Source organism: Streptomyces sp. NPDC015125 (assembly GCF_043080045.1).
Taxonomy (GTDB): domain Bacteria; phylum Actinomycetota; class Actinomycetes; order Streptomycetales; family Streptomycetaceae; genus Streptomyces.
Map to the genome: position 1 here is coordinate 625197 of NZ_JBIBVF010000002.1, position 23537 is coordinate 648733.

Genomic DNA, 23537 nt, shown 5'->3' on the forward strand with positions numbered 1-23537 from the left:
ATCCGCTTGTCTTTCGCGGATTCATCGCGGATAAGCACCCCGATGGCCTTGGCAAGCTTCGGATTTCGTTGCCCAAAGGCCTTAACAAGACCTTGACGTGAGTCGTCGGCAGGGGTTTTATTCGGTCACCAAAGCGAGAACTGAGGATGTCCGGGTTCGGATCGCTTTGCGGTGCTCTTCCGCCAAGACGCCGCCCCCTCCTGCCGCCAGCACCGATGGGATACGGATACCGATATGCCCTACACGCCTGTTGCCTCCGCAGCTCCTGAGCGGGACACCCGCAGTGCGACGGTGAAAGACGCCTCCGGCGCCCCCCGACTCACCCGGTCGATCGGTGTGGTCGGCGGCACCCTGCTCACGCTGTCCTGTCTGACCCCGGCATCCTCGCTCTTCGTGATCGTGCCGGACTCGTTCGCCAGCCTGGGCACGGGCACCGCGCTGACCATCGCCGTCGCGGCACTGCTGTGTATCGGGGTGGCCTTCACCTACTCCGAGCTCGGCACGCTGATACCGAGCTCCGGTGGCGAGTACGCCATGGTGGGCACGCTCATGGGCCGCCTCGCCGGGTGGCTGGTTTTCATACTCTCGCTGATCGTCGTCATGATCGTGCCGCCCATCATCGCCCTGGGCACCGCCGACTATCTGGCACCGATCATCCAACTCGATCCGCAGTACACCGCCGCCGCCGTGATGCTGCTGGCCACCGCCATGGGCCTGCTCGATCTGCGCGCCAACGCCTGGATCACCGGCATCTTCCTGGTGCTGGAGGTCGTCGCCTGCGCGGTGGTCGCCTTCCTCGGCTTCACCCACAGCCACCGGTCCGCGTCCGTGCTCGTGCACCCCGTGATCGACGCCGGGCACGGTCACAGCACCGCCGTCACCGGAGGTCTCATCGTGGCCGGGCTGGCCACCGCGCTCTTCATCCTGCAGGGCTTCTCCACCGCCGTGTACCTCGCCGAGGAGATGGAGAACCCCCGTCGCAACGTCTCCCGTACGGTGCTGTGGACCCTCGGCATCGGCGCGGCCGTGGTGCTGGTCCCGGTGGTCGCGATCACCCTCGGCGCCCCCGACCTGAAGACTCTCGGGGCCGGTGACGTCGCCGGCATGGTGCAGGACTGGAGCAACTCGGGTGTCGGTACGTTCGTCAGCCTCTGCATCGCCCTGGCGATCATCAACGCGGCGATCGTGATGGTGATCCAGAACTCCCGTGTGGTGTTCTCCTCGGCGCGTGACGCGGCCTGGCCGACGGCCGTCAACCGCGTCTTCTCGCACGTCGGCGGGCGCTTCGGCTCCCCCTGGGCGGCCACCCTCGCGGTGGGTGTCCCGGGTGCGGCCCTGTGCTTCGTCAACCTCGACACCCTGAGCGAGGTCACCGGCGTGGCCGTCGCCGCGATGTATGTCTTCGTCGCGCTGGGCGCCCTGGTCGCGCGCCGCGGTGAGCACAAGCACCGGCCGGCCTGGCGGATGCCGCTGTGGCCCGCGGTCCCGGCGCTGCTGATCGTGGTGCTGGCCTGGGTGCTCTACCAGCAGAGCACGACGAGTCTGGTCATCACCGGTCTCATCGTGGCCGTCGCCGCGCTGTACTGGGTGTGCTACCTGCGCCCGCGCCAGGAGACGCACTGGGTGATTGCGGTCCCCGAGGACGAGCAGGCTCCCGCCGAGGCGCCGTCCGCGGCCTCGCTGCCTGCCTAGGGCACAACGCCCACAAACGCCCGCCCGGGCCGGTACTCGGGCGGGCCTTCTCTTTCTCCCGGCCGGTTCTTTCTCCCGGCCGGTTCTTTCTACTGACCGGTGAGCCGGGCGAGCGCGAGCGCGTCCAGCAGAAGGCATACATGGTCGACGGCGTCCCGTGCGGCAGGGGCCTCGGCCGCCGGTCCCTCGTCGAGCAGCCCGGCGGTCTCCTGCAGCAGCTTCAGCAGCCGCGCATCCGCGTCGGCCGCCGTTTCCGCGTGCGCCAGGGCGGACCGGATCTGCTCGCCCGTGAGCGGCTGACCGGTTTCGAGGAAGCGGTACAACGCCACGGCGGCTCGCCGGTCGGCGTCGTTCGGCTTCCACAGTCCGAGCGCGTGGTGGTCGATGAGCGCGGCCGCCTCGGCTCGGATCTCCTCGGGAACATGCATGCCCACGAACGTCTCATACCGCCTCGCCGGGCCGGATGACGGCAGGAGGGCCCCGCTGCCGCCCGCCGGCCGGCTCCCCTTCCCCGGCGAGCGGGGCTGACCAGGCACGTTGCGTCGGTGCCCGGCTCACCCGACCGGCAGACGCCCGTCGGACAAGCGGCCCGGCCTGTGGGAAGAGTTACATGAACCATGCACGCTCTGGGCGATTTGTTCCCTGTGGCGCGGTGCGGCAGGGCCGCCGTGTACGTCCCCCTCGTCGAAGACGTTCGCCGCTGCGCGGCAGTAAAACCTACCCGGGGGTCTTCCCGCCCTCTGGCGCCCGGCCCCGGATCACGGGACCATCCTCGAACAGCCCGCGAGGCCGCCCGGCGCAGCGCGGGCCCTGACTGCTGCTGCGCTCCGCATCGTGCGGCTCGCCCACCGTATGCGGGAGGTGTAGAAAGAGGACATGGCCGGACGCTACGGCCGCCCGCGTTCGGTTCTCAGGATGCGAACTGTCGCAGGTCAGGTCTTTCTCCTGCAGGTGGCGATCGTGGTGTTGCTCGTCGCCGCCGCCATCGCAGCGCTCGTGCTGCAGTCCAGGGCCGACGGAGACCGCGAAGCCCGCAACAGATCCGTCGCCGTGGCGGAAGCCTTCGCGAATGCGCCGGGCATCGAGGAAGCACTGAAAAGCGCCGATCCGACGCTGGTGCTGCAGCCGCGGACCGAGGCCGCCCGCAAGCGCTCCGAGGTCGACTTCATCGTCGTGATGAACACCCAGGGCATCCGCTACACCCACCCGATTCCCAACCGGATCGGCAAGAAGTTCGTCGGCACCCTGAAGCCGGCGCTGTCCGGTCAGGTGGTCACCGAGAGGATCACCGGCACCATCGGGCCCCTCGTCCAGGCCGTGGTGCCGGTCTTCGGCCACAGCGGCAAGGACAAGGGAAAGGTCGTCGGGCTGGTCTCGGCCGGGATCACCGTCAACCGGGTGAGTGGTGTCGTCGACGACCAGTTCCCCCTGCTGTTCGGTGCCGCCGCCGGCGTTCTCCTCCTCACCACCGGCGGTACGGCGCTGGTGAGCCGCCGCCTGCGGCGCCAGACCCATGGCCTGGGCCCCGCCGAGATGACCCGGATGTACGAGCACCACGACGCGGTGCTCCATGCCGTACGCGAAGGCGTGATCATCGTGGGCGGCGACGGCTGTCTGCTGCTCGCCAACGACGAGGCGCGCCGGCTGCTCGACCTGCCGCCGGACGTCGAAGGACACCCGGTCGGCGAGCTCGGTCTCGACCCCGCCACCGCCCACCTGCTGGCCTCCGGCCGGGTCGTCACCGACGAGGTCCACCCGGTCGGCGAGCGCCTGCTGGCGATCAACCAGCGCTCCACGGACCAGGCAGGCGGACCGCCCGGCAGCGTGACGACGCTACGGGACACCACAGAGCTCCGGGCGCTCACCGGCCGGGCCGATGTGGCCCGCGGCCGCCTGAAGCTGCTCTACGACGCCGGCACCGAGATCGGCACCACTCTCGATGTGGTGCGCACCTGCGAGGAGCTCGCAGAGTTCGGCGCGTCCCGTTTCGCCGATATCGTCACCGTCGACGTGGCCGAGGACGTGCTGATCGGCGAGGAGCCCACGGCCCCCACCGGTGCGGCCATCGAGATGCGGCGGACGGCCACCAGCGGCGCCCCGGCGGACAGCGGCCTCTACCCGGTCGGCAAGCTGATCCGATTTGAGCCGGCCACCACCCTCGGCGCCAGCCTCACCAGCGGAAAGGCGGCCCTCGAAGCGGATCTGGGGGCGTTCTCCGGCTGGCATCTGCAAAGTCCCGGGCGGGCCAGGAAGATCGTCGCGCACGGCATTCATTCGAGGATCGCGGTTCCGCTGCGTGCCCGGGGCGTCATCCTCGGTGTGGCGATCTTCTGGCGCTCGCACAAACCGGAACCGTTCGAGGACGAGGAACTCTCCCTCGCCGAGGAACTGGTCGCCCGCGCGGCGGTCAGCATCGACAACGCCCGCCGCTACACCCGCGAGCACACCATGGCCGTCACCCTGCAGCGCAGTCTGCTGCCGCGCGGGCTGCCCGAGCAGAACGCCGTGGAGGCCGCCTACCGCTATCTGCCCGCACAGGCCGGGCTCGGCGGGCTGGGCGGCGTCGGCGGCGACTGGTTCGACATCATCCCGCTGCCCGGCGCCCGGGTGGCGCTCGTCGTCGGCGATGTCGTGGGACACGGACTGCACGCCGCCGCCACCATGGGCCGGCTGCGCACCGCCGTGCACAACTTCGCCAACCTGGACCTGCCACCCGACGAAATCCTCTGGCACCTCGACGAACTCGTCACCCGTATCGACCAGGACGAGAGCGCCGAGGAAGCCGAGGGCTCGGTCACCGGAGCCACCTGCCTCTACGCGATCTACGACCCGGCGTCCGGGAACTGCACCATGGCGCGTGCCGGACACGTCCAGCCCATGCTGCTGCTGCCGGACGGCACCGCCGAGACCGCCGATGTGCCCGGCGGCCCGCCGCTCGGCCTGGGCGGTCTGCCGTTCGAGACCTGGCAGCGGCAACTGCCCGAGGAGAGCCGCCTGGTGCTCTTCACCGACGGGCTCGTCGAGGACCGGGACCGGGATCTCGACGAGGGCATGGCGCTGCTGAGCCGCACGCTCTCCGAACAGGCCGGCCGGACACCGGACGAGACCTGTGAGACCGTGCTCGACGCGCTGCTGCCGGAGCGCCCCAGCGATGACATCGCGCTGCTCGTGGCCCGCACGCGGGTGCTGGACACCGAGCACATCGCCGACTGGGACGTGCCGCCCGACCCCTCGGCGGTGGCCCAGATACGGGCCGCGGCGGTCCGGAAGCTGATCGAATGGGGCCTGGCGGAGGAGGCGTTCACCGCCGAGCTGATCCTCAGCGAGCTGGTCACCAACTCCATCCGGTACGCCGCGGGGCCCATCCGCGTACGGCTGATCCGTGACACCTCCCTGATCTGCGAGGTCTCCGACCGCAGCAGTACCTCTCCGCATCTGCGGCAGGCCGCCACGACGGACGAGGGCGGCCGCGGCCTCTTCCTGGTCGCCCAGCTGGCGGAACGCTGGGGGACCCGTTACACCGCCGGCGGCAAGGTCATCTGGACGGAGCAGGCGCTCACCGGCCTCGATCTGGTCGCGGAGGAGACCGGCGGCGGGGATGCTTGAGCCGAGGGACGGACGAGTCCGGGGGCCCGAGCGAGTGCCTGAGGAGGCCGTGATGGATTACCCGCTGCTCAACGCCTTCTGGACCATGTGCCTGATCTTCTTGTGGATCCTGTGGCTGATCCTGCTGTTCAGGATCATCGGCGACATCTTCCGCAGCCATGACCTCAACAACTGGGCCAAGACGGGGTGGCTGGTCCTGGTGATCGTGCTGCCCTTCCTGGGTGTCTTCATCTATGTCATCGCGCGTGGCCACGGCATGAGTGACCGGGAGGTCGCGCAGGCCGAACGGCAGCAGAAGCAACTGCGGGCCTACCTCCGGGACACCGCCGCGACCGGTGACGAGGCGGGTGGGCATGCGGACGCCCTGGCGAAGCTCGCCGATCTGAAGAACCACGGCGACATCACGGAAGAGGAGTTCCGGAAGGCCAAAGCGAAGATCCTCGCCTGACCGCGGCCCGCCCACCGGCACTGGCCCCCGCCGCAGCTTCCTCGACCCGCTCGACTGCTCACCTCGAATTGCGCGCAACACGCAACTTCAGGGGTCCCGAGCGAGGCGCCCGGCAGGCGACGGCAGGCAGAGGCGGGCAGTGAAGTGAGCAGTCACGCCGCCACCGCCCTGCGCGCCTTCGGCCATGACACCCCCCACCTCGCCGTGGCCGCGATCCATCCGCACGGCGGGGAGGGCGGCCACTTCGGCGACGAGGAGATCACCGTCCTGCGCCCGGCGTTGGAGAAGGCGGCCGAGGGGCTCGGTGTCGTAGGGCCGGTCCCCGCGGACTCCGTCTTCCCCCAGGGCCTCGAAGGCCGCGTCGACGGAGTGCTGTCCCACTTCCACGACCAGGGCCATATCCCCGCCAAGACCGTCGACTTCGACGGCACCGTGTCCGTCACCGTGGGCCTGCCGATCCTGCGCACGTCCGTCGACCACGGCACCGCGTTCGACATCGCGGGCAGCGGCCGTGCCTCCCACGGCACGATGGCCGCTGCCTTCCGTGCCGCCGCCGGCTTCAGCCGCTTCACCGACCGGATCCGGGCCGCATACGGAACGGTGGTCGCCCGGTGAAGGACGCCGGCCCGCAGCCGATCCCGCAGTCGCCGCCGGTGACACCCGTGACACCCGTGACACCCGTGACACCCGTGACACCCGCCAAGCGCTGGGTGTACGTCATCCCGGTCGCCGTGATCATGTACATGCCGGCGTACCTCGACCGGAACAACGTCTCCGTCATCCTCCCCTACATGCACGGCGATCTGGAGCTGTCCAACGCCGACAAGGGGCTGGTCGGCGGCGTCTTCTTCCTCGGCTATGTCTTCCTGCAGATCCCGGCCGCGATCCTCGCCCAGCGCTGGAGTGCCCGTAAGACCGTCCTCCTCCTCATGCTGGCGTGGGGGGTGGCCGCGTCGCTGTCCGGTCTCGTGCAGACCACGTCGCAGTTCTACGTGGCCCGTTTCGTGCTGGGACTCTTCGAGGGCGGCGTGTGGCCCGCCGTACTCATCCTGCTCGCCTCGTGGTTCCCGCTGCGGGAGCGGGCCCGGGCCAATGCCCTGTGGATGGCCTGTCTGCCGCTCTCCTCGGTGCTGATGGCGCCGCTGTCGGGCTGGATGCTCGACCAGGGCAGCTGGCGCTGGGTGCTGGTGCTGCAGGGTGTCCCGCCCCTGGTGTGGGCGGTGGTCTGGTGGTTCGCGGTCGCCGACCGGCCGGCGCAGGCCCGGTGGATCTCCCGTGCCGAGGCCGACCACGTGGAGCGCGCGATCGCCGCGGACGAAGCCGCCAAACCCTCGGCGGGCAGCGGCTCGTACCTCGACGCCGTCCGGCAGCAACCGGTCCTCGTCCTCATCGGCGTCTACTTCTTCTGGATCACCGGCTTCTACGGCTTCAACCTGTGGCTGCCGTCGGTCATCAAAGAGCTGACACACGACGGCTCGTCCACCGAGGTCGGACTGCTCACCGCGATCCCGTTCACCGTGGCACTGGCCGTGATGATCGCCAACGCCGCCTGGTCCGACCGCACGGGCAGACGGCGCCGGGCGGTGGCCGTCCCGCTCGTCGTGGGCATCGCCGCACTGCTGCTGGGGCAGGTCGTGGACGGCGCCCTGCCCCGGATGCTGCTGTTGTGTGTGACGGCCGCGGCGGTTTACGCACCGTACGGCCCGTTCTGGGCGATCCCCGGCGAGCTGTTGCGCTTCGAGGTGGTGGCCGTCGCCATGGGGCTGATCAACGCCCTCGGAAACCTCGGCGGCTTCGCCGGCCCCTACCTGGTCGGCTGGCTGACCGATGCCACCGGATCCAGTGTGACCGGCTTCGCGGTGCTGTCCGTCTTCCTCGCCGTGGCCGTGACACTGGTGACCCTGGGCCTGCGACCGGGCGTACGCCCCGTACGGCAGGTGGCCAGGGAGGCACCGGAGGGAGCCGCCTGATTCGTCACCGACGCGCACTTCCAGGGCTGACGCACCTTCAGCGCAGGCCTGCTGTGCAGGTTTTTGACGGATAGTCAGATTCGCTCGCTCGGGTTCGAATGGGTGATTGATGTGACTTTCTCCGCTGTCCCTCGTCACCTCGAACGGGCGACGCCTCTACGGCAATTCCCGACGGACCGGTCCGCGCCCGGGGGGTGTCCGCTCCTCGTCGTTATCGAGCGACCCCGCTGATGGTGAACACGCCCTCGGTGCAAGCGTGTTGGGGGTTCGTGCGCCCGGTGGGAGAGGTCCGTTCGGCGCCGGCCTGGCCGGGTGCGCTCTTCGCGCGGGCCGGGGATCGGTTACTCCGACTCACGCAATTAACGAGGGGTCAGGTTTTGGGGGGTTCTGTGAAGGTGATTCCTGAAAAGGTCGATATACCCCTTTGATCCTCCTGAGGAGCACACATGCGCATCCGCGCCGCGATCGCAGCCAGCGCCCTGGCCACCACTATCGTCATGGGCGGTGCGAGCGCCGCCCTGGCTCACGGCAAGGACCGCCACCACCACAACCACCACGGTCACTACGCCTCGTGCTGGCTCTCCGCGGGCGTGCTCGACCACGTCGGCCCGGTCTTCAGCGAGGGCTGCGAGAACGGCGGCTGGGGCGGCGGCAACCGGCGGTAATCCACAGCGCTGTCCAGCCGGTGCCGGCCGAGAGGACCAGGGGTCCGTTTCGGCCGGCACCGGCTGTATGTCCGGGCTGCTCGCCTGCCCGGAGTCTGTGTCAGGCGGCCAGGAAGGCCAGCAGATCGGCGTGGAAGTCTTCCTTGTACCTGCCGACCGCCGAGAGGCCGTGCGGCGCCCCCGGGTAGACCTTGAGGGTGGCGTCCTTCACCAGCTTCACCGACTTCTGACCGGCGGCCACGAGCGGCACGATCTGATCGTCGTCGCCGTGGATGATGAGGGTGGGGACGTCGAACCGCTTGAGGTCTTCGGTGAAATCGGTCTCCGAGAACTGCTTGACGCAGTCGTACGCACCCTTCAGCCCCATCTGCATGCTCCAGAGCCAGAACGCGTCGCGGACACCCTGGGAGACGGTGGAACCGGGCCGGTTGGCGCCGTAGAAACTCTCGCTGAGGTCCTGGTAGAACTGCGACCGGTCGGCGGCGACGCCGGCCCGGAGCTCGTCGAAGACCTCGATGGGCAGCCCCTCCGGATTGGCCTCGGTCTTGAGCATCAGCGGCGGGATCGCGCCGAGCAGGACTGCCTTGGCCACCCGGCCGGTGCCATGGCGGCCGATGTAGCGGGCCACCTCACCGCCACCCGTGGAGTGTCCGACCAGTACCGCTTCCCGCAGGTCCAGAGCCTCCATCAGCTGTGCCAGGTCGTCCGCGTAGGTGTCCATGTCGTTGCCGTGCCACGGCTGGCCGGAGCGGCCGTGGCCGCGACGGTCGTGCGCGACCGCCCGGAACCCGTGGGAGGCGACCAGGTGTAGCTGGTCGTCCCAGGCGTCGGCGTTCAGCGGCCAGCCGTGACTGAACACGACGGGTTGGCCGGCTCCCCAGTCCTTGTAGTAGAGCTCCGTGCCGTCGGTCGTGGTGAGGGTGCCCATGATGTGGTCGGTCCTTTCCTGCCGTGCGCCGGCGTAGGAGACATGGCCGCGGGGGCCGGGAGGAGGCTGTTCTCGGGCCCCCCTCAGCAGCGGTCAGCCGGCGGGCCGTCGCCCCGCCGCCTGCGGACGCTCGCGACCAGCCCCGCGCCGGCCAGCAGGGTCAGACCGGCCATCGTGCCGAGGCCCATGAACACCAGGGGCTTGGTCCCCGTCGCCGCCTGGACGGGCTTCGCGGCCGTCCTGGTGGTGAACGCCGTGGTGGAGCGGGGACGTTGAGCGGCGGCCGAGGCCGGTCCGGAGGCGGCGCACACCGCGGCGAGCGGAGCGACGAGCAGAGCGACGAGGAGAGCGACGAGGCGATACCCACGGCAAAGACGGCTCAGCGGGCCCGGGACGGCGGGTGGTGCGGACATGTGATGCTCACTTCTCCGCCTCGACGGGGAGGCTGCTGGATCGAGGTTGCCGGATCTCAGCGTTTCCGGCCTCGGCCGGAAGAGCGTGTCGTGAGGGGCAGAAGAGTGAAGGCGGCCGCCCATCCGAGTGGTGACCGGCCGTGCGGTGCATCCGGGCCGCCCCCGCCGTTCTCTCAACGGAGCGCCATTGACGGAGCGCTCTGGACGGGCCCGATGCCGTGCCCTAGCGTCACAAGTCGGCCGGGCCCCACCGCGCGGGTCCGGTTCCACCCAGGGAAGCCGAGGACACGTGGTGACCACTCTCCCGCAGCCGCCCGACATCCTGTCACCGGAGTTCGCGGCGGACCCCTATCCCGCGTACCGCATCCTGCGTGAGCACTACCCGCTGTTCCACGACAAGGGAACCGACAGCTATCTGCTTTCGCGGTACGAGGACGTGGCACGGGCCTTCCGTGAGCCGGTGTTCACCACCGACAACTATGAGTGGCAGCTGGAACCGGCGCACGGTGGCCGGACCCTGCCCCAGATGAGCGGTCGTGAGCACTCCGTGCGCCGCGCCCTGGTGGCCCCCGCCTTCCGTGGCCGGGAGCTGCGGGAGAAGTTCCTGCCGGTCATCGAGCGCAACGCGCGGGAGCTGATCGACGCGTTCCGCAACGACGCGGAAGCCGATCTGGTGGGGCAGTTCGCCACCCGCTTCCCGGTCAACGTGATCGTCGACATGCTCGGTCTGGACCGGGCCGACCACGACCGCTTCCACGGCTGGTACGCATCCGTCGTCGGCTTCCTGTCCAACCTGGCCCAGGACCCCGAGGTCGCGGCCGCCGGCCGGCGCGCCGGTGAGGAGCTCGCCGCCTACCTGCGGCCGATCCTGGCCGAACGGCGTGCCGCACCCGGCGACGACCTGCTCTCCGCCCTCTGCACCGCGGAGGTCGAGGGCACCCGGATGAACGACCAGGACATCACCTCGTTCGTCAGCCTGCTGCTGGCTGCCGGCGGCGAAACCACGGACAAGGCCCTCGCGGCCCTGTTCCGTAACCTGCTGGCCCACCCCGACCAGTTCGCCGCCGTACGCGCCGACCGGTCGCTCATACCCGCGGCCTTCGCCGAGACCCTGCGCTACACCCCACCGGTCCAGATGATCATGCGTCAGCCCGCTGCCGAAGTCACCGTCAGCGGTGGCACGGTCCCCGCGGGCGCCACGGTCACCTGCCTGATCGGCTCCGCGAACCGCGATGAGCGCCACTACGCACGGCCCGCCGCTTTCGACATCTTCCGTACCGACCTGACCACCGCCACGGCCTTCAGCGCCGCCGCCGATCATGTGGCCTTCGCCCTGGGCCGGCACTTCTGCGTAGGCGCGCTCCTGGCCAAGACCGAGATCGAGGTCGGCGTCGGCCGGTTGCTCGACGCATTCCCCGTCATGGGCTTCGCGGAAGACACCGCGCCCGCCGACGAGGGCGTGTTCACCCGGGGGCCGGCGCGGCTGCGGGTGCGGCTCAGGCCGGGCGAGGGTGCGATGCGGTCTGCCGGTACTGCCTGAGGCGCTATGCGCCCGGGGCGGGACCGTGGCAGGCGGGGCAGTGACAGTGCGGACGGCACGGAGACCTCCCGCTCCGCATCGCCCGTCGCACCGCCGCCCTCGCCCACGGGAACGAGCACAGGTATCCCCGCAGGTGCGTCCCGGCGCACCCGCAGCGCGGCAGCAAGGGCCGCACCAAGCGGGCGGAGGCGACCCCAGAGGCATTCCGCAGTCCGGGCAATCCGGTGAATGCATGTACATGGCGCGAGTATGTGCAGTCCTGTCGGCCGCGGCTTGAGTACCTGTACTCAAGCCGCGGCCTGATCGCCGCGTCGCCGGGCAGAGGCCGGTCCCGGTCGTCCGGCTCAGGGAGGGAGGCTTACTTTCCCCACCTTGTCCGCAAGGCCCGCCCGGGGCAGGTCAGTCGGCGGTCGTCGGCGGCCGGCGCAGTACGTAGAGGCCGACGGTGACGGCGAGCGCGATGACGCAGGCGGAGAAGGTCAGGCCCGCGCCGCGCAGGCCGAGCACCAGCGTGAGCGCTCCGACGCCGACGACCGGCAGGGAGATGCCGAGGTAGGCAACGAGGAAGAAGGCCGAGATGGTGCCGCCCCGGCGCTCGGGAGGTGCCGCGCGGCTCACGGCGGTCAGACCGGCGCGGAACGCCAGGCCCTGGCCCATACCGCCGCACACCGCTCCGATGACCAGTACGGGCAGTGAGGTCACGGCCAGCGAGGTGGCGACGAGTACCAGGCCCACCACCAGCACCAGGCAGCCGCCCGGCAGGGCCCTGCGCACACCGATCCGTTCCGTGAGGGACTGTCCGGCGGTCGACCCCAGGAACACCGTGAAGACGATGAGCCCGGCAACGGCCAGATTGTGCACGCCCAGGGTCTGGCCGACGAAGCTCGGTGCGACCGCGGTGAACAGCCCCAGGAGGGAGAAACCGGCGAAGGCGGCGACGGCGGAGGGGGTGAAGACGCCCTGCACTTCGGGCGGCAGCCGAAGGCCCTGGGGCCGCAGTTTCCGTGGGCGGTGCGGGTGCCCGACGGTCTCCGGCAGGAGCCAGGTGGCCGCGGCTGCCACGGCCACCAGGACAAGGTGCGCCAGGAACGGCAGGGTCAACGGCCACGGTGCGTACTGGGCCAGCAGACCCGACAGCAACGGGCCGCAGCCGAGACCGCCCATGTTCGCGGCGGTGGCGGCGAATCCCGCCTGCGCTTCCTGGCCCGGCTTCGCGAGCTCCAGCACGGACGCGGTGGCGGCGCCGCTGAACAGCCCCGCGGCGAATCCGGACAGCACCCGCCCCAGCAGCAGCATCGGCAGCCCGCCCTCGAAGATGAAGCACAGTGCGCTCGCCGCCGACAGCCCCAGGGCACAGAACAACACCGGGCGCCGGCCCACCTCGTCGGAGAGATTGCCCGCGAGGAGGAGCACCGTGATCACCCCGAGGGCGTACACGGCGAAGACCACGGTCACCATCAGCTCGGAGAAGCCGAGTTGCTCGCGATAGAGCCCGTACAGCGGGGTGGGGAGTGTCGTCCCGGCCATGCCGATCGCGAACACGCCCGCCGCTACCGGATAGCCGAGCCGCCGGGAGCCGCTCGTGCGATCGCTGATCATGGTCTCCAACGTAGGCTCCCGCCGGCCGTGGCGTCGAGAACCACGGCAAGGACCCGCGGGCCGGGCTGTGGACGGGACGCACGTGGTGCCCCCGCGCGCGGCGGGGGCACCACACTGCGCCTGGCCCGGGGGGATCAGTGCTGGGCGGTGGGCGCGTTGGCCGCCGTGACATTCACGGCGGCCCAGGCCTTGTCCACCGTCTTGTACTCGGTGCTCCCGGCGCCGTACAGATCCTTGGCCGCGTGCAGCGTCGCGGTCCGGGCGTCATGGAAGTCGGTCGTGGAGACCATGTACCGGGTGAGCGCCCGGTAGAAGATCGCCGTCGCCTTGTTCCGGCCGATGCCGGTCACCTTGGAGCCCTTGTAGGTGGCGGAGTCGTAGGCGACACCACCGATCGTCTTCTTGCCGCTGCCCTCGGCGAGGAGGTAGTAGGCGTGCGAGGAGACACCGGAACCGCCGTGCACCTCGGTGTCGTAGGACGCCTTCGACCAGTAGTCGACCGCGCTTTCGAGCTTGTCGAGGGACGGCTTGTCCAGACGGCGCAGGAACTTCTGGTCGAGGCCGAGCTTCTCGCCCAGCAGGTAGTTCGGCGGGTTCTTCGGGTTGTTGGTCGAGAACTCGACCGCGCTGCCGAAGATGTCCGCCAGCGACTCGTTGAGGGCACCGGGCTCGCCGAACGCGTTCCCCTCCTCGTCGGTGCGGGTGGGCTGCAGGTTGGCCGTGGCCTCGACGACACCGTGGGTGAGCTCATGGCCGGTGACGTCCAGCACGACCAGGGGCTTGGTGAACGTCTTGCCGTCGCCGTCGCCGTAGAGCATGCAGCCGCAGTCCGAGGTCCAGTAGGCGTTGCCGACCTTCTTGCCGAAGTGCACCAGGGCGTGTGCCCCACGGCCGTCGTTCTTGATGCCCTTGCGGCCGAAGGTCTTCTTGTAGAAGTCCAGGGTGCTGGTGATGCCGTACTGGGCGTCGACGGCGGCGGTCTTCCGGTCGCTGGTGGTGCCGTTGCCCCAGCGGTTGGTGGTGCTGGTGAACGCCTTGCCGTCGGTGAACTTCTTCAGCTCCTTGTCGCCGGCGTCCCGGGTCTCGGTGTTCCCGCGGGTGGAGTCCTTGAGGGTGAAGGACTTCTGCGCGGTCCGGGTGGTGGACAGCGGCACGCTGCCGACGAAGAGTGAGGCACCGGAGCCGGTGGCGGCGGACGGGAAGCCGGCACTCCCGGCCGCCTTTTCGGTGGCAGCCGGGGCGGCCGGGGCGGGAGAGCCCAGGCCGGTCGAGGGGTTGAGCCGCTCGCCCCGGGCGCGCAACTTGGCCTGGACGGCGGGCGACAGGAAGGAGTCGTCGACCAAGGTGTTGCTGAGCACCGCCCCGGAGGCCGCGTCGAGGACGAGCGTGCGGGCGCCGCCGGACTCGGCGGTACGGCTGTCCGCCACCTGCACCCGGTAGGCCAGCGTGGTCCGGTTCTCGCGGGCGTCCACGACCAGTTCGGGCTCGCCGGCGCGGCCCTTCGCCACGGCGGCGGCCTTCGTCCTGGCCTGACCAGCCGTCAGCTTCGGGTCCGCGTCGGGCATGTCGACCTGGTGTCGGTACGCCCGGGTCACGCTCTCGTACGCCGACTTGGCGGTCAGGTGGATGACGAGGTCGCCACCGAGCACCGGCAGCCCGCGGTGGGTGCGAACGAAACGGACATGCTGGCGGCCGTCCGGATCGACGAGTGCGTCCGTGGCCTTGAGGGTGTCCTTCTTGCCGACTCCGGTGGCCGAAGCGTGGGCATATGCGGCGGCGCGGGCCGCCTCCACGGCCTTCTGCGGAGCGGGAGTTGAGGCGGAGGGCGCAGCGACCGGCGAGGCCGGGGGGCTGGCGGAGGCACTGCCCGCCACCCCCGCGGTGAGAGTGGCGGCCGTCGTCACGGCGACGGCGATGGCCAGGCGGTGCCCGCGTATGTGGGGTCTACGCACTGCTGTGGGTCCTTAGCGCTGCGGGGGCGGTCGGCTGGCCAACCGCCCGTACGCGCGGTGCTGTTGTGCACCACGGGGGCCGTGGGGCCCCGCGCAAACCCTGGTATGTCTGGCATGGGCATGTAAAGAGAAATGATCAGAATGCAAGATTTCTGGTCTAAATTTCACAATTGCTGAGCTTTAGGTAGTCAGGAGATGACCAACAGTGCTCCATGGGGAGAGACATGGAGGGGCGCCACATGGTTGCTCGGGCGTCGGGCCGAACTGTGCGCTGTTTTCGATTCGGCATCGTCCGCCCCGCCCGGCATTTCACCCAGGGTGCGTCGATGCGCGGCGGGGAGGGTGCGGGAGTTGAGGAATATCGGAACGAAACCGTGCGGCTGTTGCCCGACTGCTCCAGCGGCGTATGTGCGGCCCGGCGTTCCGGGTGCGGGCTGGGATGTGCATGAGTGGCGGCACTCCGGCCTGATCCACCTTGGCGAGGGTGGGGTGGGCCTGCTGATGCTGATGGTGAAGTCCCGGTACAAGAAGACGGAGAACGTGCGGAAGTGCTTCCCCCCTCCTCGGAGGTGAGCGCCGAAGTCGCCAGCCTGCTCGCGCCGGGCGATCGCCGACGCTGACCCCGGGCGGGGGCCTCCTCGGGGTGGGGGGTCGGCGGTACGGCCCGTTGGCGCTGAGCGGTTGATCGCGAGCGTCGATTGTCGATTGTCGCAGCACTGTTATATTAGCGCTGTGACATCTTTGGATCCCACAGCGCTACCTGATCCCTGGCACTCCCTGCACGAGCTTCTGGCAGCCATGGACGCCGAGATCGAGCAGGTCTACGTCGAGCGTGGCATCGAGGGGGTGCGGCCTCGGTTCGCCTATCCGCTGATCCGACTCGCCCACACCGGACCACTGACCATTCGCGAGCTCGCGAAGTCCCTGGACCGCTCGCACTCCGCGATCAGCCAGACCATCGCCGCCATGCGCAAGGAGGGTCTGGTCACCTCCGAGCCGGGGCCGGACGCCCGCACCCGGCGAATCGACCTGACCGAGCGCGGCCGGTCGCTGGTGCCGCTCCTGGAGGCGGAGTGGCGCGCTACCCACGAGACGGTCGCTGAGCTGGACAGCGAGGTCCCGTACGCGATGACCTCCGTTGTCGAGGAGGTGCGGCGGGCACTGGAGCGCCGGTCGATGCGGCAGCGGATCCACCACCACCTTGTCGAGCCACCGCGATGAGGCGGCGTGTCCGTGTCCGGTTCCTCGACACCCGCCCGCTGCGCAGCAGTCAGTCGTTTCGCGACCTGTGGATCGGTACCTCCGCCTCTCAACTCGGCGGACAAATAGCCAGTGTGGCGGTGCTGGCCCAGGTCTGGGACCTGACCGGCAGCCCGGTGGGCACCGGCGCCATCGGGCTGGCCACCGGCCTGCCGATGGTGCTGTTCGGGCTGCTCGGCGGCACGTTGGCCGACACCTTTGACCGCCGTGCGGTGGTGCGGGCCACCACCGCGGGCCAACTGCTGGCCGCCGCAGGGCTGGGTGCCCAGGCCCTGGCGGACAACCAAAACGTGCTGCTGCTGCTCGTCCTGGTAGCCATGGGGACGAGCTGCAGCGCTCTCGGCGCTCCTGCCCGGCGCACCTTCCCGGTCCGCCTGTTGCCGGGCGACCAGGTCGCGGCCGGTCTTGCGCTGACGAACGTCTCCTTCCAGGCGGCGATGCTGGCCGGTCCCGCGATGGCCGGGCTGATCATCGCTCGCTGGGATTTCCCTGCCGCATACGCGACCCAGGCCGTGGCCATGGCCGTCTCGATGCTCGCGGTGATCCGCCTGCCTGCCGTGCGGCCCGAAGGGGCTGAGACGGGAGGCGGCAGGCGCCGGCCGGAGCGTGGCGGTTGGCGGATCGTCCTGCGCCGCCCGACGCTGTGGGGCTCGATGGCCACCGACCTGTCCGCAACGCTGCTCGCCATGCCCATCGCGCTCTTCCCGCTGGTCAACGAGATCCGCTTCGGGGGAAACCCGCAGACCCTCGGCCTGTTCCTCTCGGCCGTCGCGGTGGGGGGGGATCACCGCCGGTCTGCTCTCCGGCACGGTGACGCGCTGGCGCCGTGGCGGCCTGGTACAGCTGTCCGCAGCCGGTGTCTGGGGCCTGGCGCTGGCCTGTTTCGGCCTGTCGGGGCGGTTGTGGCCGGCGCTCGGCTGCCTGGCCGTGGCGGGCGCTGCCGACACCGTGTCCGTGGTCACCCGCAGTGCCCTGGTGCAATGGGAGACCCCGGACGCGTACCGGGGGCGGGTTTCCTCGGTAGAACACGTCATCGGTGTCGCGGGCCCCGAACTCGGCAACTTCCGTGGTGGCCTGTTGGCGTCGGCCACCTCAGCCCCCTTCTCCCTGGTCTTCGGCGGGCTGTCCGCCATCCTGGCGGTCGCCGCCGTGTCCGCGACCAACGTCCCCCTTCGCGCCTACCGCACGCCGCCTGCTGCCGCGCAGCCGACCACCCCTGGAGTCGCCGACGCGGCGGCGGCCGCTGGTGAGGTTTGCTGATTCGCCCCCGGTCTTGACGCCCGGCGAGGGGATGTCAGCGTCCCGGCGCTGGTGACAACCCCTCACCATTCCTGGTCGGCGGCGTCCCTGTACCTCGGGTGGAAGAGCGCCAGGGTGTTGAGGGCCAGGCCGAGGGCGCCGATCTGGTCCTCCATGCCGTCCTGGCAGCACCGGTGGAGCTGTCCCGAGCGGCCGTGGAAGATCTTCCGAGCGAGCGCGTGGCGGCTCTCCTGGAGGTTGGACCACACCTTGATCGCCTGGCGTCCGGGCCCGGGCGGGCTACCGCTGGAAGAGCTCCTCCAGGGAAGCCTCGGCTCGGTCTCCGCCGCGGGCGGCTTCGACGACGGCCTGATGGAAGGAGCGGCTGGCCTCTTCGGAATGGCACGGGACGGGGCTGCCGGCCATGGTGTACCAGTCCGTGGCTCCGGTGTACTGCACAGCTACATGAGCCAGGTCGTCCGACCAGGTCGTATGGATGGTCAGGTCGCCATTGATCACGCCGATCTCCGCGGTGTGAACCGCGCCGGGTAGGGCGTGGATCCCGACAGTGGTCCAAGATGCCCAGGTCATGATGTTCCCCTCGGCGACAAGGGCCCCGGCCGGCGGCCGGGCGCGGTGACTCAAGTTTGGCACTTGAGGTGCGGGAGCGCACCGCATGCGGCGGCGCGGATTCCGGAAGAGAGGCGGGGCCGGGGCGGGCCCCCGCGTCCGGCGGGTCGTACGTGGGGCAGGCCCGGGCCCCCGGCGGGTCGAAGCGGCGGCTTCTCGGCCCGCGGTGGCCGGCTCGTCCTCGGTGAGGTAAGCGACTCCTCCGGGTCCGCATCGGTCACCGTCCGTGCCCGTCTCGCGGGCAGGCCTTGCCGCACCGTGCCACGGGAGCGGCGACGCGCTGTCGATGTGCGCCGGGCGGTGAAGGACCTGCCGGAGCAGCCGAGCGGGCGAGGCCCGACGCCTGCACCCGGCCGCCCTGCCCGGTCGCCGCCCACACCGGCCGGGCTACGTGCTCCAGATGTTCCAGGTGCTCGACGGCCGGGCATCGGCCTGCATCTCGCCGATGCCGCCCGCCTGGTCCAAGTGCTGTGCAGGTTGCAGGACTTGGGCCACACTCTGCTTGTTCCGACCACGAGTGTCGCCGCGCCGGTGAGTCGCCGGGCCGGGGAGCGCGAATGCCGCGGCGGAATCTCAGTCGATGACCGTATGGAAGAAGGTGACGGCCGCGCCGAAGGCAGCGCCGCCGACGAGAGTGGCGGAAGCCGGGGTGCCGCCGTTGAAAAAGGTGAGCACGCCGGCGCCGATAGCGGTGAGGGCGCCAAGCAGGAAAATGACGGCGGCGCGCTGACTCAGCAGGGTTGATCTGTTGTCGGACACATCAACTCCGATCTGCGCGGGAGCGACGGATCGCTCGGTGCGGATGCTGATGCTCTGACTGATCTTCTCATCTCACCCACCCGATTTTCGGCAGCACACGAGGAAATTCGGAAAGAGCCACGGAAAGAGCCACGGAATGAATCAAGGTGGGTCCTCGGGGCCAGGTGGGGGCCCGGAGAGTGGGCGGTCGCCGAACTCCCCGTGGATGGCGGGTTTTGCTGTGTGGCCCGAGGGCGCAAGGGTGCGCTGCCCGAGCCGACCGGCCGGGCATCGGCGAGCCGGGATTGCCTTACGCCGGTCGCGTCCGCGAACAGTCGAATCGACTGCCGCTTCCCGGGACGACCGGACGGATGAACTACGGGGTGGATGAACTACGGGGTGGATGAACTACGGGGTGGATGAACTACGGGGTGGACGGACAACCGGGGACGAATAGCCGGGTGGACGGACGACCGGGGGGACGGACAACCGGGGGGGGACGGACGACCGGGGGGACGGACAACCGGGGGGACGGACGACCGGGGTGCGCCGTCCGGACAGGCGGTCGCTCCTCAGTGTTCGGCGCTGCTCCCCCCTGGGGAGGGCTTCCCGCGGCCCGGCACCTGACGGGTAATCGCGAGGACCGCCATATCGTCGTCGCGAGGCCCGCCCGTCCAGCGCTCGACATCCGCCGCCAAGCGGTCGATCAATTCCCGGGGCCCCCGGAACGGGCCGTGGTCCGCCAGCTGCGTCGCGGGGTCGTAGAACGTTCCGGCATGGTCCCTGGCCTCCGTCACCCCGTCGGTGATCAGCAGCAGTGTGCTGCCCGCCGGGAACGGCCAGTCGGTGGGCCCGGTCCGTGCCGCGCCCAGGGCGCCCATCCCCAGCGGAAGGCCCGGATCGTCGACCTCCAGTGCGCGCACCTCGTCGTCATGGCAGAGGTAGGGCGCGGGGTGGCCGCAGTTCAGCAGCCGCAGCCCCGCGGCCCCCGGGAGAACTTCGCAGATCAGGGCCGTGATGAAGCCTTCGAGCCGGTTTTCCTCCGAGGTGTGCTCGCTCTCCCGCAGCAGCGCGTGCTCCATCCGGTCGGCCAGCGCCCTCAGGTCCAGCTCCTGCTCGGCGGCCTCACGGAACGCACCCAGCAGCACCGATACCGCGCTCACCGCCCCGAGCCCCTTGCCCCGCACATCGGCGATCATCAGCCGCACGCCGAACGGGGTCCGCTGGACGGCGTAGGCGTCGCCGCCGATCCGGGCCTCGCTCTGCGCGGCCTGGTAACGGGCGGCGATCGCCAGCCGGCCGATGCGTTCCGGCGGGGCGGGCAGCACGGCACGCTGGGCGGCCTCGGCCACCGAACGGACGACATCCAGATGGCGTCCGTGCCGGGCGATCACCCGGTTGACCCCGACGCCCATGAGCGCGGCAAAGAGGGTGTTGACGAGCTCCAGATGGCCCTCGAGGTTGTCGGCGGTGCCGTCCTTCACCGTCAGCGCGAAGACGCCCACGACGATGACGGCGCCGATCGCCAGGGTGTGCCGCAGGGAGAGCAGCGCACCGGCCGTGACGCTGGCGGCCGTCAGCATCGGGTCGCCCCAGTAGTCCGCCGGCGAGAACGCGTCCCAGACGAGCCCTCCGGCGACCAGGACGCTCGGGGCGAACTCGACGTATCGGGGCCATCGCGGAGAGAAAGAGGGCATAGGGATTCCTGACCAGCCATCCATGTCGGGTAGCAGGAATATGCCTGTTTCGGGGAGTTTTATACAGCGTGCTTCGGTGGTCGGGCGATGCCCTCGGCTCGCCCCACCGGTCCGCTGTGCCCACAGCCTTCGGCCACCGGCGTCTTCGGGCGGCCCGAACGTGTGTCACTCCTTCGAGGCGAGCCGGGCGTATGCGCGGACATCGGCGTCCGGGTCGTCCATGACCGTGGCCCAGGCCCGGCGGGCGTCTTCGCGTCCGGAGTGCGCACGCAGCGCGAGAACCCCGGCCTTGCGCACATCCGCGTGCCGGTCGCGGAGCGTGGAGCGCAGCGCGGACACGGCGAGCTCGGGGTCGGCGGCCGCCAGGGCCGTGGCGGCACCGGCCCGGACCTGCCAGGCCGGGTCGGCCAGCGACGCGACGGCCGCCGCGTCGTACGGCGGCGGGCAGCCGGTGGTGGCCAGCGCCGCGAGCGCCGCGGCCCGTACGAGGAGATCCTCGTCGCGCAGCGGCACCGCCAGGTCGCCGGGGCCGCCGACCGTGCCGAGACCGTGCGTGGCAGCCACCCGGACCTCGCGGGAGGGGTCCGTGGCAGCCCGCTGCAGAGCGGCGGAAGCATCGACCGAGACCAGGCCGCGGACGGCCTGGAGACGTACCTCCACGGTCGGGTCGGTGAGCGCGGTGGCGAAGAGCGCCCGGTCGCCGAGGCGGAGTGCGCGCAAGACCTCCACGGCCGCCGAGCGGACCACGGCGTCGGGTCCGTGCAGGGCGGTGGTCAGCGGCATCCGCAGGTCGGGGTCCGGTGTGAGGACTTCGGTCAGTTCCCGCAGCGAGGCAGCGGCGGCGGCTCGTACGGCCGGGTCGGGATCGGCGAGAGTGGTGGCGAGGGCCCGGCCCGTGCCGGACGGGACGCTTTCGGTGAGCATATCGACGGCGGCGCGGCGGACGGCCGGATCGGGGTCGGTGAGGTAGGGGTGCAGGGTACGGAGGCCCGGCTGGTCCTCGGTGAGGGCGAGGAGTTCGAGGATGCGGGGGGAGGGGCCGGGCGCGGTCCCGGCTCCGGTCCCGGTCCCGGCTCCTGCTCCTGTCCCGGTTTCGGCTCCTGCCCCGGTTTCGGATTCGGTCGCCGGACCGGTCACGGGCGTGGTGCCGCCGTCCGGGGCCGCGTCGCCCGTCGCCTCGGCGCCTCCCCCCTGCGTCCCGGCAGCCGTGGACCCCACCGGCGGCGCATCCCCCCGCCCCGCCGTGGCGACCTGCTCCGGATGGACCTCGCCGAGGAACCGGGGGGAGCCGCCCACGGGGGCGTACTCGTCGACCGGGACGAGGTACGGCGCCACCGGGCGGGCCGTGAACTCCATCGCCCCGGTGGGAGATTTGCGCAGATCGAGATGGTGCAGCCAGTCGTCGTCATTGCTCTGCGGATGGTCCGTGCGCTCGTGGTAGAGGCCCCAGCGGGACTCGGTGCGGGCCAGCGATGACCGGGCGGCCATCTCGGCGCAGTCGCGGATGAAGCCGACCTCCGCGCAGCGCATCAGTTCGTGTGGGGTACGGGCGCCCATGCCGGCGATCTCGGCGTGCATCCGCGCGAAGTGCTCGACGGCCAGCGACAGGCGGGCGCCGCTCTTGGGCGGGGCGACATAGTCGTTGACGAAACGGCGGAGCTTGTACTCGACCTGCGGCTGCGGCGGGCCGTCGGGGTGGCGCAGTGGCCGGTAGACCAGTTCGTGGGCGGCCTGCAGCTGGTCGGCGGGCAACTCGCCCTCGTACGCCCGGTACCGGGCCGCGTCCGCGCCCGCCAGGTCGCCGAAGACGAAGGCGCCGATCATGTAGTTGTGCGGGACACAGGCCAGGTCACCCGCCGCGTACAGGCCCGGCACGGTGGTGCGGGCGTGGTCGTCGACGCGTACGCCCGACGCCGAGTGCCCGCCGCACAGGCCGATCTCGGAGAGGTGCATCTCCACGTCGTGGGTGCGGTAGTCGTGGCCGCGTCCGGCGTGGAAGGTGCCGCGGGTGGGGCGCTCGGTGGTGTGCAGGATCGTCTCCAGTGCGGAGACGGACTCCTCCGGAAGGTGACTCAGCTTCAGGTAGACCGGACCGCGTTCGGAGGCGACCTCGGCCGCGAACTCCGCCATCATCTGCCCCGACCAGTAGTCGGATTCCACGAACCGCTCGCCGTGCCGGTTGACCTGGTAGCCGCCGAAGGGGTTGGCGACATATGCACAGGCCGGACCGTTGTAGTCCTTGATCAGCGGATTGATCTGGAAGCACTCGATGCCGGTCAGTTCGGCGCCCGCGTGGTACGCCATGGCGTAGCCGTCGCCCGCGTTGGTGGGGTTCTCGTACGTACCGTAGAGATAGCCGGAGGCGGGCAGGCCGAGGCGGCCGCAGGCGCCGGTGGCGAGGATCACCGCACCGGCGCGGACCGTGACGAAGTGCCCCGTGCGGGTGTGGAAGCCCGCCGCCCCGACCGCCCGGCCGCCGGATGTCAGCACCCGCACCGGCATGACACGGTTCTCGATGCGGATCCGCTCCCGCATCTCGCGACGCCGCAACTGCCGGTAGAGGACCTTCTTCACCTCCTTGCCCTCGGGCATCGGCAGCACATACGAGCCGGAGCGGTGCACCTGGCGTACCGCGTACTCCCCGTGCTCGTCCTTCTCGAACTTCACGCCGTACGACTCCAGCCGCTGCACCATCGCGAAGCCGCGGGTCGCGGTCTGGCGGACGGTGGACTGGTCGACGATGCCGTCGTTGGCGCGGGTGATCTCGGCGACATAGTCGTCGGGCTCCGCACGGCCCGGGACGACGGCGTTGTTGACCCCGTCCATGCCCATGGCGAGCGCACCGGAGTGGCGGACATGGGCCTTCTCCAACAGCAGGACACGGGCGCCGCGTTCGGCGGCGGTGAGCGCCGCCATGGTCCCGGCGGTGCCGCCGCCGATCACGAGGACGTCGCAGGACAGCTCCTCGGCGGCGTCGAGGGAGGGAATCTCCATGGCTTCCGTGTCTTCCGTGGCTTGTGTGGCTTGTGTGGCTTGTGTGGTCTCCCGGGCGGTGCCTTGCGGCATGGCGGTGCCTTTCCGGTTGCCCGGTCGCGTCGTATGACGCGCCGGTCATGTGGGGTCATGTCCGTCGGGTTGTGAGGGCGGCCGGCACCGGGTC

At 70.5% G+C, this 23537-nt stretch carries 18 protein-coding genes and 2 pseudogenes; 10 read left to right on the plus strand and 10 right to left on the minus strand.

All coding sequences use genetic code 11. The features are described 5' to 3' along the window. The first annotated feature begins 234 nt into the window (after nt 1-234). On the plus strand, nt 235-1692 hold the full coding sequence (locus tag ACF088_RS08275; RefSeq protein WP_392374597.1) for an APC family permease: 1458 nt from the start codon (nt 235-237) through the stop codon (nt 1690-1692). 89 nt (nt 1693-1781) lie between these two features. Here the strand turns inward: ACF088_RS08275 and ACF088_RS08280 are convergent, their stop codons facing one another. After that, nucleotides 1782-2120, minus strand: coding sequence for a hypothetical protein (locus tag ACF088_RS08280; RefSeq protein WP_392374598.1), 339 nt, complete (start codon nt 2118-2120; stop codon nt 1782-1784). Between the two features lie 448 nt (nt 2121-2568). Between ACF088_RS08280 and ACF088_RS08285 the strand changes: the two genes are divergently transcribed. The 5 genes from ACF088_RS08285 (at nt 2569) to ACF088_RS08305 (ending at nt 8381) form a co-directional block, all read left to right on the plus strand. Next, nucleotides 2569-5298 carry a SpoIIE family protein phosphatase gene (locus tag ACF088_RS08285; protein ID WP_392374599.1) on the plus strand — a complete coding sequence of 910 codons (2730 nt, stop codon included), beginning with the start codon at nt 2569-2571 and terminating at the stop codon, nt 5296-5298. Between the two features lie 52 nt (nt 5299-5350). Further along, nucleotides 5351-5746, plus strand: coding sequence for an SHOCT domain-containing protein (locus ACF088_RS08290; RefSeq protein WP_392374600.1), 396 nt, complete (start codon nt 5351-5353; stop codon nt 5744-5746). Nucleotides 5747-5890: 144 nt separating this feature from the next. After that, entirely contained in the window at nt 5891-6361 is a 471-nt protein-coding gene (locus tag ACF088_RS08295; RefSeq protein WP_392374601.1) for a 4-hydroxythreonine-4-phosphate dehydrogenase PdxA, read from the plus strand. Nucleotides 6362-6426: 65 nt separating this feature from the next. Further along, entirely contained in the window at nt 6427-7716 is a 1290-nt protein-coding gene (locus ACF088_RS08300) for an MFS transporter (RefSeq protein WP_392374602.1), read from the plus strand. Between the two features lie 446 nt (nt 7717-8162). Next, nucleotides 8163-8381 (plus strand): hypothetical protein, encoded by a 219-nt coding sequence (locus ACF088_RS08305; RefSeq protein ID WP_392374603.1) that lies wholly within the window; start codon nt 8163-8165, stop codon nt 8379-8381. Nucleotides 8382-8481: 100 nt separating this feature from the next. Here the strand turns inward: ACF088_RS08305 and ACF088_RS08310 are convergent, their stop codons facing one another. Together ACF088_RS08310 and ACF088_RS08315 are read right to left on the minus strand one after the other, a co-directional pair. Continuing rightward, nucleotides 8482-9309: an alpha/beta fold hydrolase gene (locus tag ACF088_RS08310; RefSeq protein ID WP_392374604.1), complete on the minus strand. Its 828-nt coding sequence runs from the start codon at nt 9307-9309 to the stop codon at nt 8482-8484. 83 nt (nt 9310-9392) lie between these two features. Then, nucleotides 9393-9722, minus strand: a complete 330-nt coding sequence (locus ACF088_RS08315) for a hypothetical protein (protein ID WP_392374605.1) — start codon at nt 9720-9722, stop codon at nt 9393-9395. A gap of 292 nt (nt 9723-10014) precedes the next feature. Here ACF088_RS08315 and ACF088_RS08320 point away from each other — a divergent pair, with 292 nt between their 5' ends. Then, on the plus strand, nt 10015-11262 hold the full coding sequence (locus ACF088_RS08320; RefSeq protein ID WP_392374606.1) for a cytochrome P450: 1248 nt from the start codon (nt 10015-10017) through the stop codon (nt 11260-11262). Between the two features lie 399 nt (nt 11263-11661). Here the strand turns inward: ACF088_RS08320 and ACF088_RS08325 are convergent, their stop codons facing one another. Both ACF088_RS08325 and ACF088_RS08330 read right to left on the minus strand, forming a co-directional pair. After that, on the minus strand, nt 11662-12861 hold the full coding sequence (locus ACF088_RS08325) for an MFS transporter (RefSeq protein ID WP_392374607.1): 1200 nt from the start codon (nt 12859-12861) through the stop codon (nt 11662-11664). A gap of 134 nt (nt 12862-12995) precedes the next feature. Further along, entirely contained in the window at nt 12996-14813 is a 1818-nt protein-coding gene (locus tag ACF088_RS08330; protein ID WP_392374608.1) for a M4 family metallopeptidase, read from the minus strand. A 732-nt stretch (nt 14814-15545) separates the two neighbouring features. Between ACF088_RS08330 and ACF088_RS08335 the strand changes: the two genes are divergently transcribed. The 3 genes and pseudogenes from ACF088_RS08335 (at nt 15546) to ACF088_RS08345 (ending at nt 17333) form a co-directional block, all read left to right on the plus strand. Beyond that, nucleotides 15546-16034, plus strand: a complete 489-nt coding sequence (locus ACF088_RS08335) for a MarR family winged helix-turn-helix transcriptional regulator (protein ID WP_392374609.1) — start codon at nt 15546-15548, stop codon at nt 16032-16034. Further along, nucleotides 16031-16792, plus strand: a pseudogene (locus ACF088_RS08340) (MFS transporter); the annotation flags it as partial. The gene ACF088_RS08335 and the pseudogene ACF088_RS08340, both read left to right, overlap by 4 nt. A 91-nt stretch (nt 16793-16883) precedes the next feature. Then, the gene (locus ACF088_RS08345) at nt 16884-17333 is read left to right on the plus strand and encodes a hypothetical protein (protein ID WP_392375024.1); all 450 of its coding nucleotides are present in this window, start codon (nt 16884-16886) and stop codon (nt 17331-17333) included. 77 nt (nt 17334-17410) lie between these two features. On the opposite strand, the pseudogene ACF088_RS08350 reads toward ACF088_RS08345, so the two are convergent. The 5 genes and pseudogenes from ACF088_RS08350 to ACF088_RS08370 form a co-directional block, all read right to left on the minus strand. Continuing rightward, a pseudogene (locus tag ACF088_RS08350) lies at nt 17411-17602 on the minus strand (Tn3 family transposase); the annotation flags it as partial. A gap of 10 nt (nt 17603-17612) precedes the next feature. Next, the gene (locus ACF088_RS08355; protein WP_392374610.1) at nt 17613-17903 is read right to left on the minus strand and encodes a hypothetical protein; all 291 of its coding nucleotides are present in this window, start codon (nt 17901-17903) and stop codon (nt 17613-17615) included. Nucleotides 17904-18515: 612 nt separating this feature from the next. Further along, nucleotides 18516-18701: a hypothetical protein gene (locus tag ACF088_RS08360; protein WP_244417136.1), complete on the minus strand. Its 186-nt coding sequence runs from the start codon at nt 18699-18701 to the stop codon at nt 18516-18518. Between the two features lie 551 nt (nt 18702-19252). Continuing rightward, entirely contained in the window at nt 19253-20377 is a 1125-nt protein-coding gene (locus ACF088_RS08365) for a PP2C family protein-serine/threonine phosphatase (protein ID WP_392374611.1), read from the minus strand. A gap of 165 nt (nt 20378-20542) precedes the next feature. Next, entirely contained in the window at nt 20543-23371 is a 2829-nt protein-coding gene (locus tag ACF088_RS08370; protein WP_392374612.1) for a fumarate reductase/succinate dehydrogenase flavoprotein subunit, read from the minus strand. Between the last annotated feature and the right edge of the window lie 166 nt (nt 23372-23537).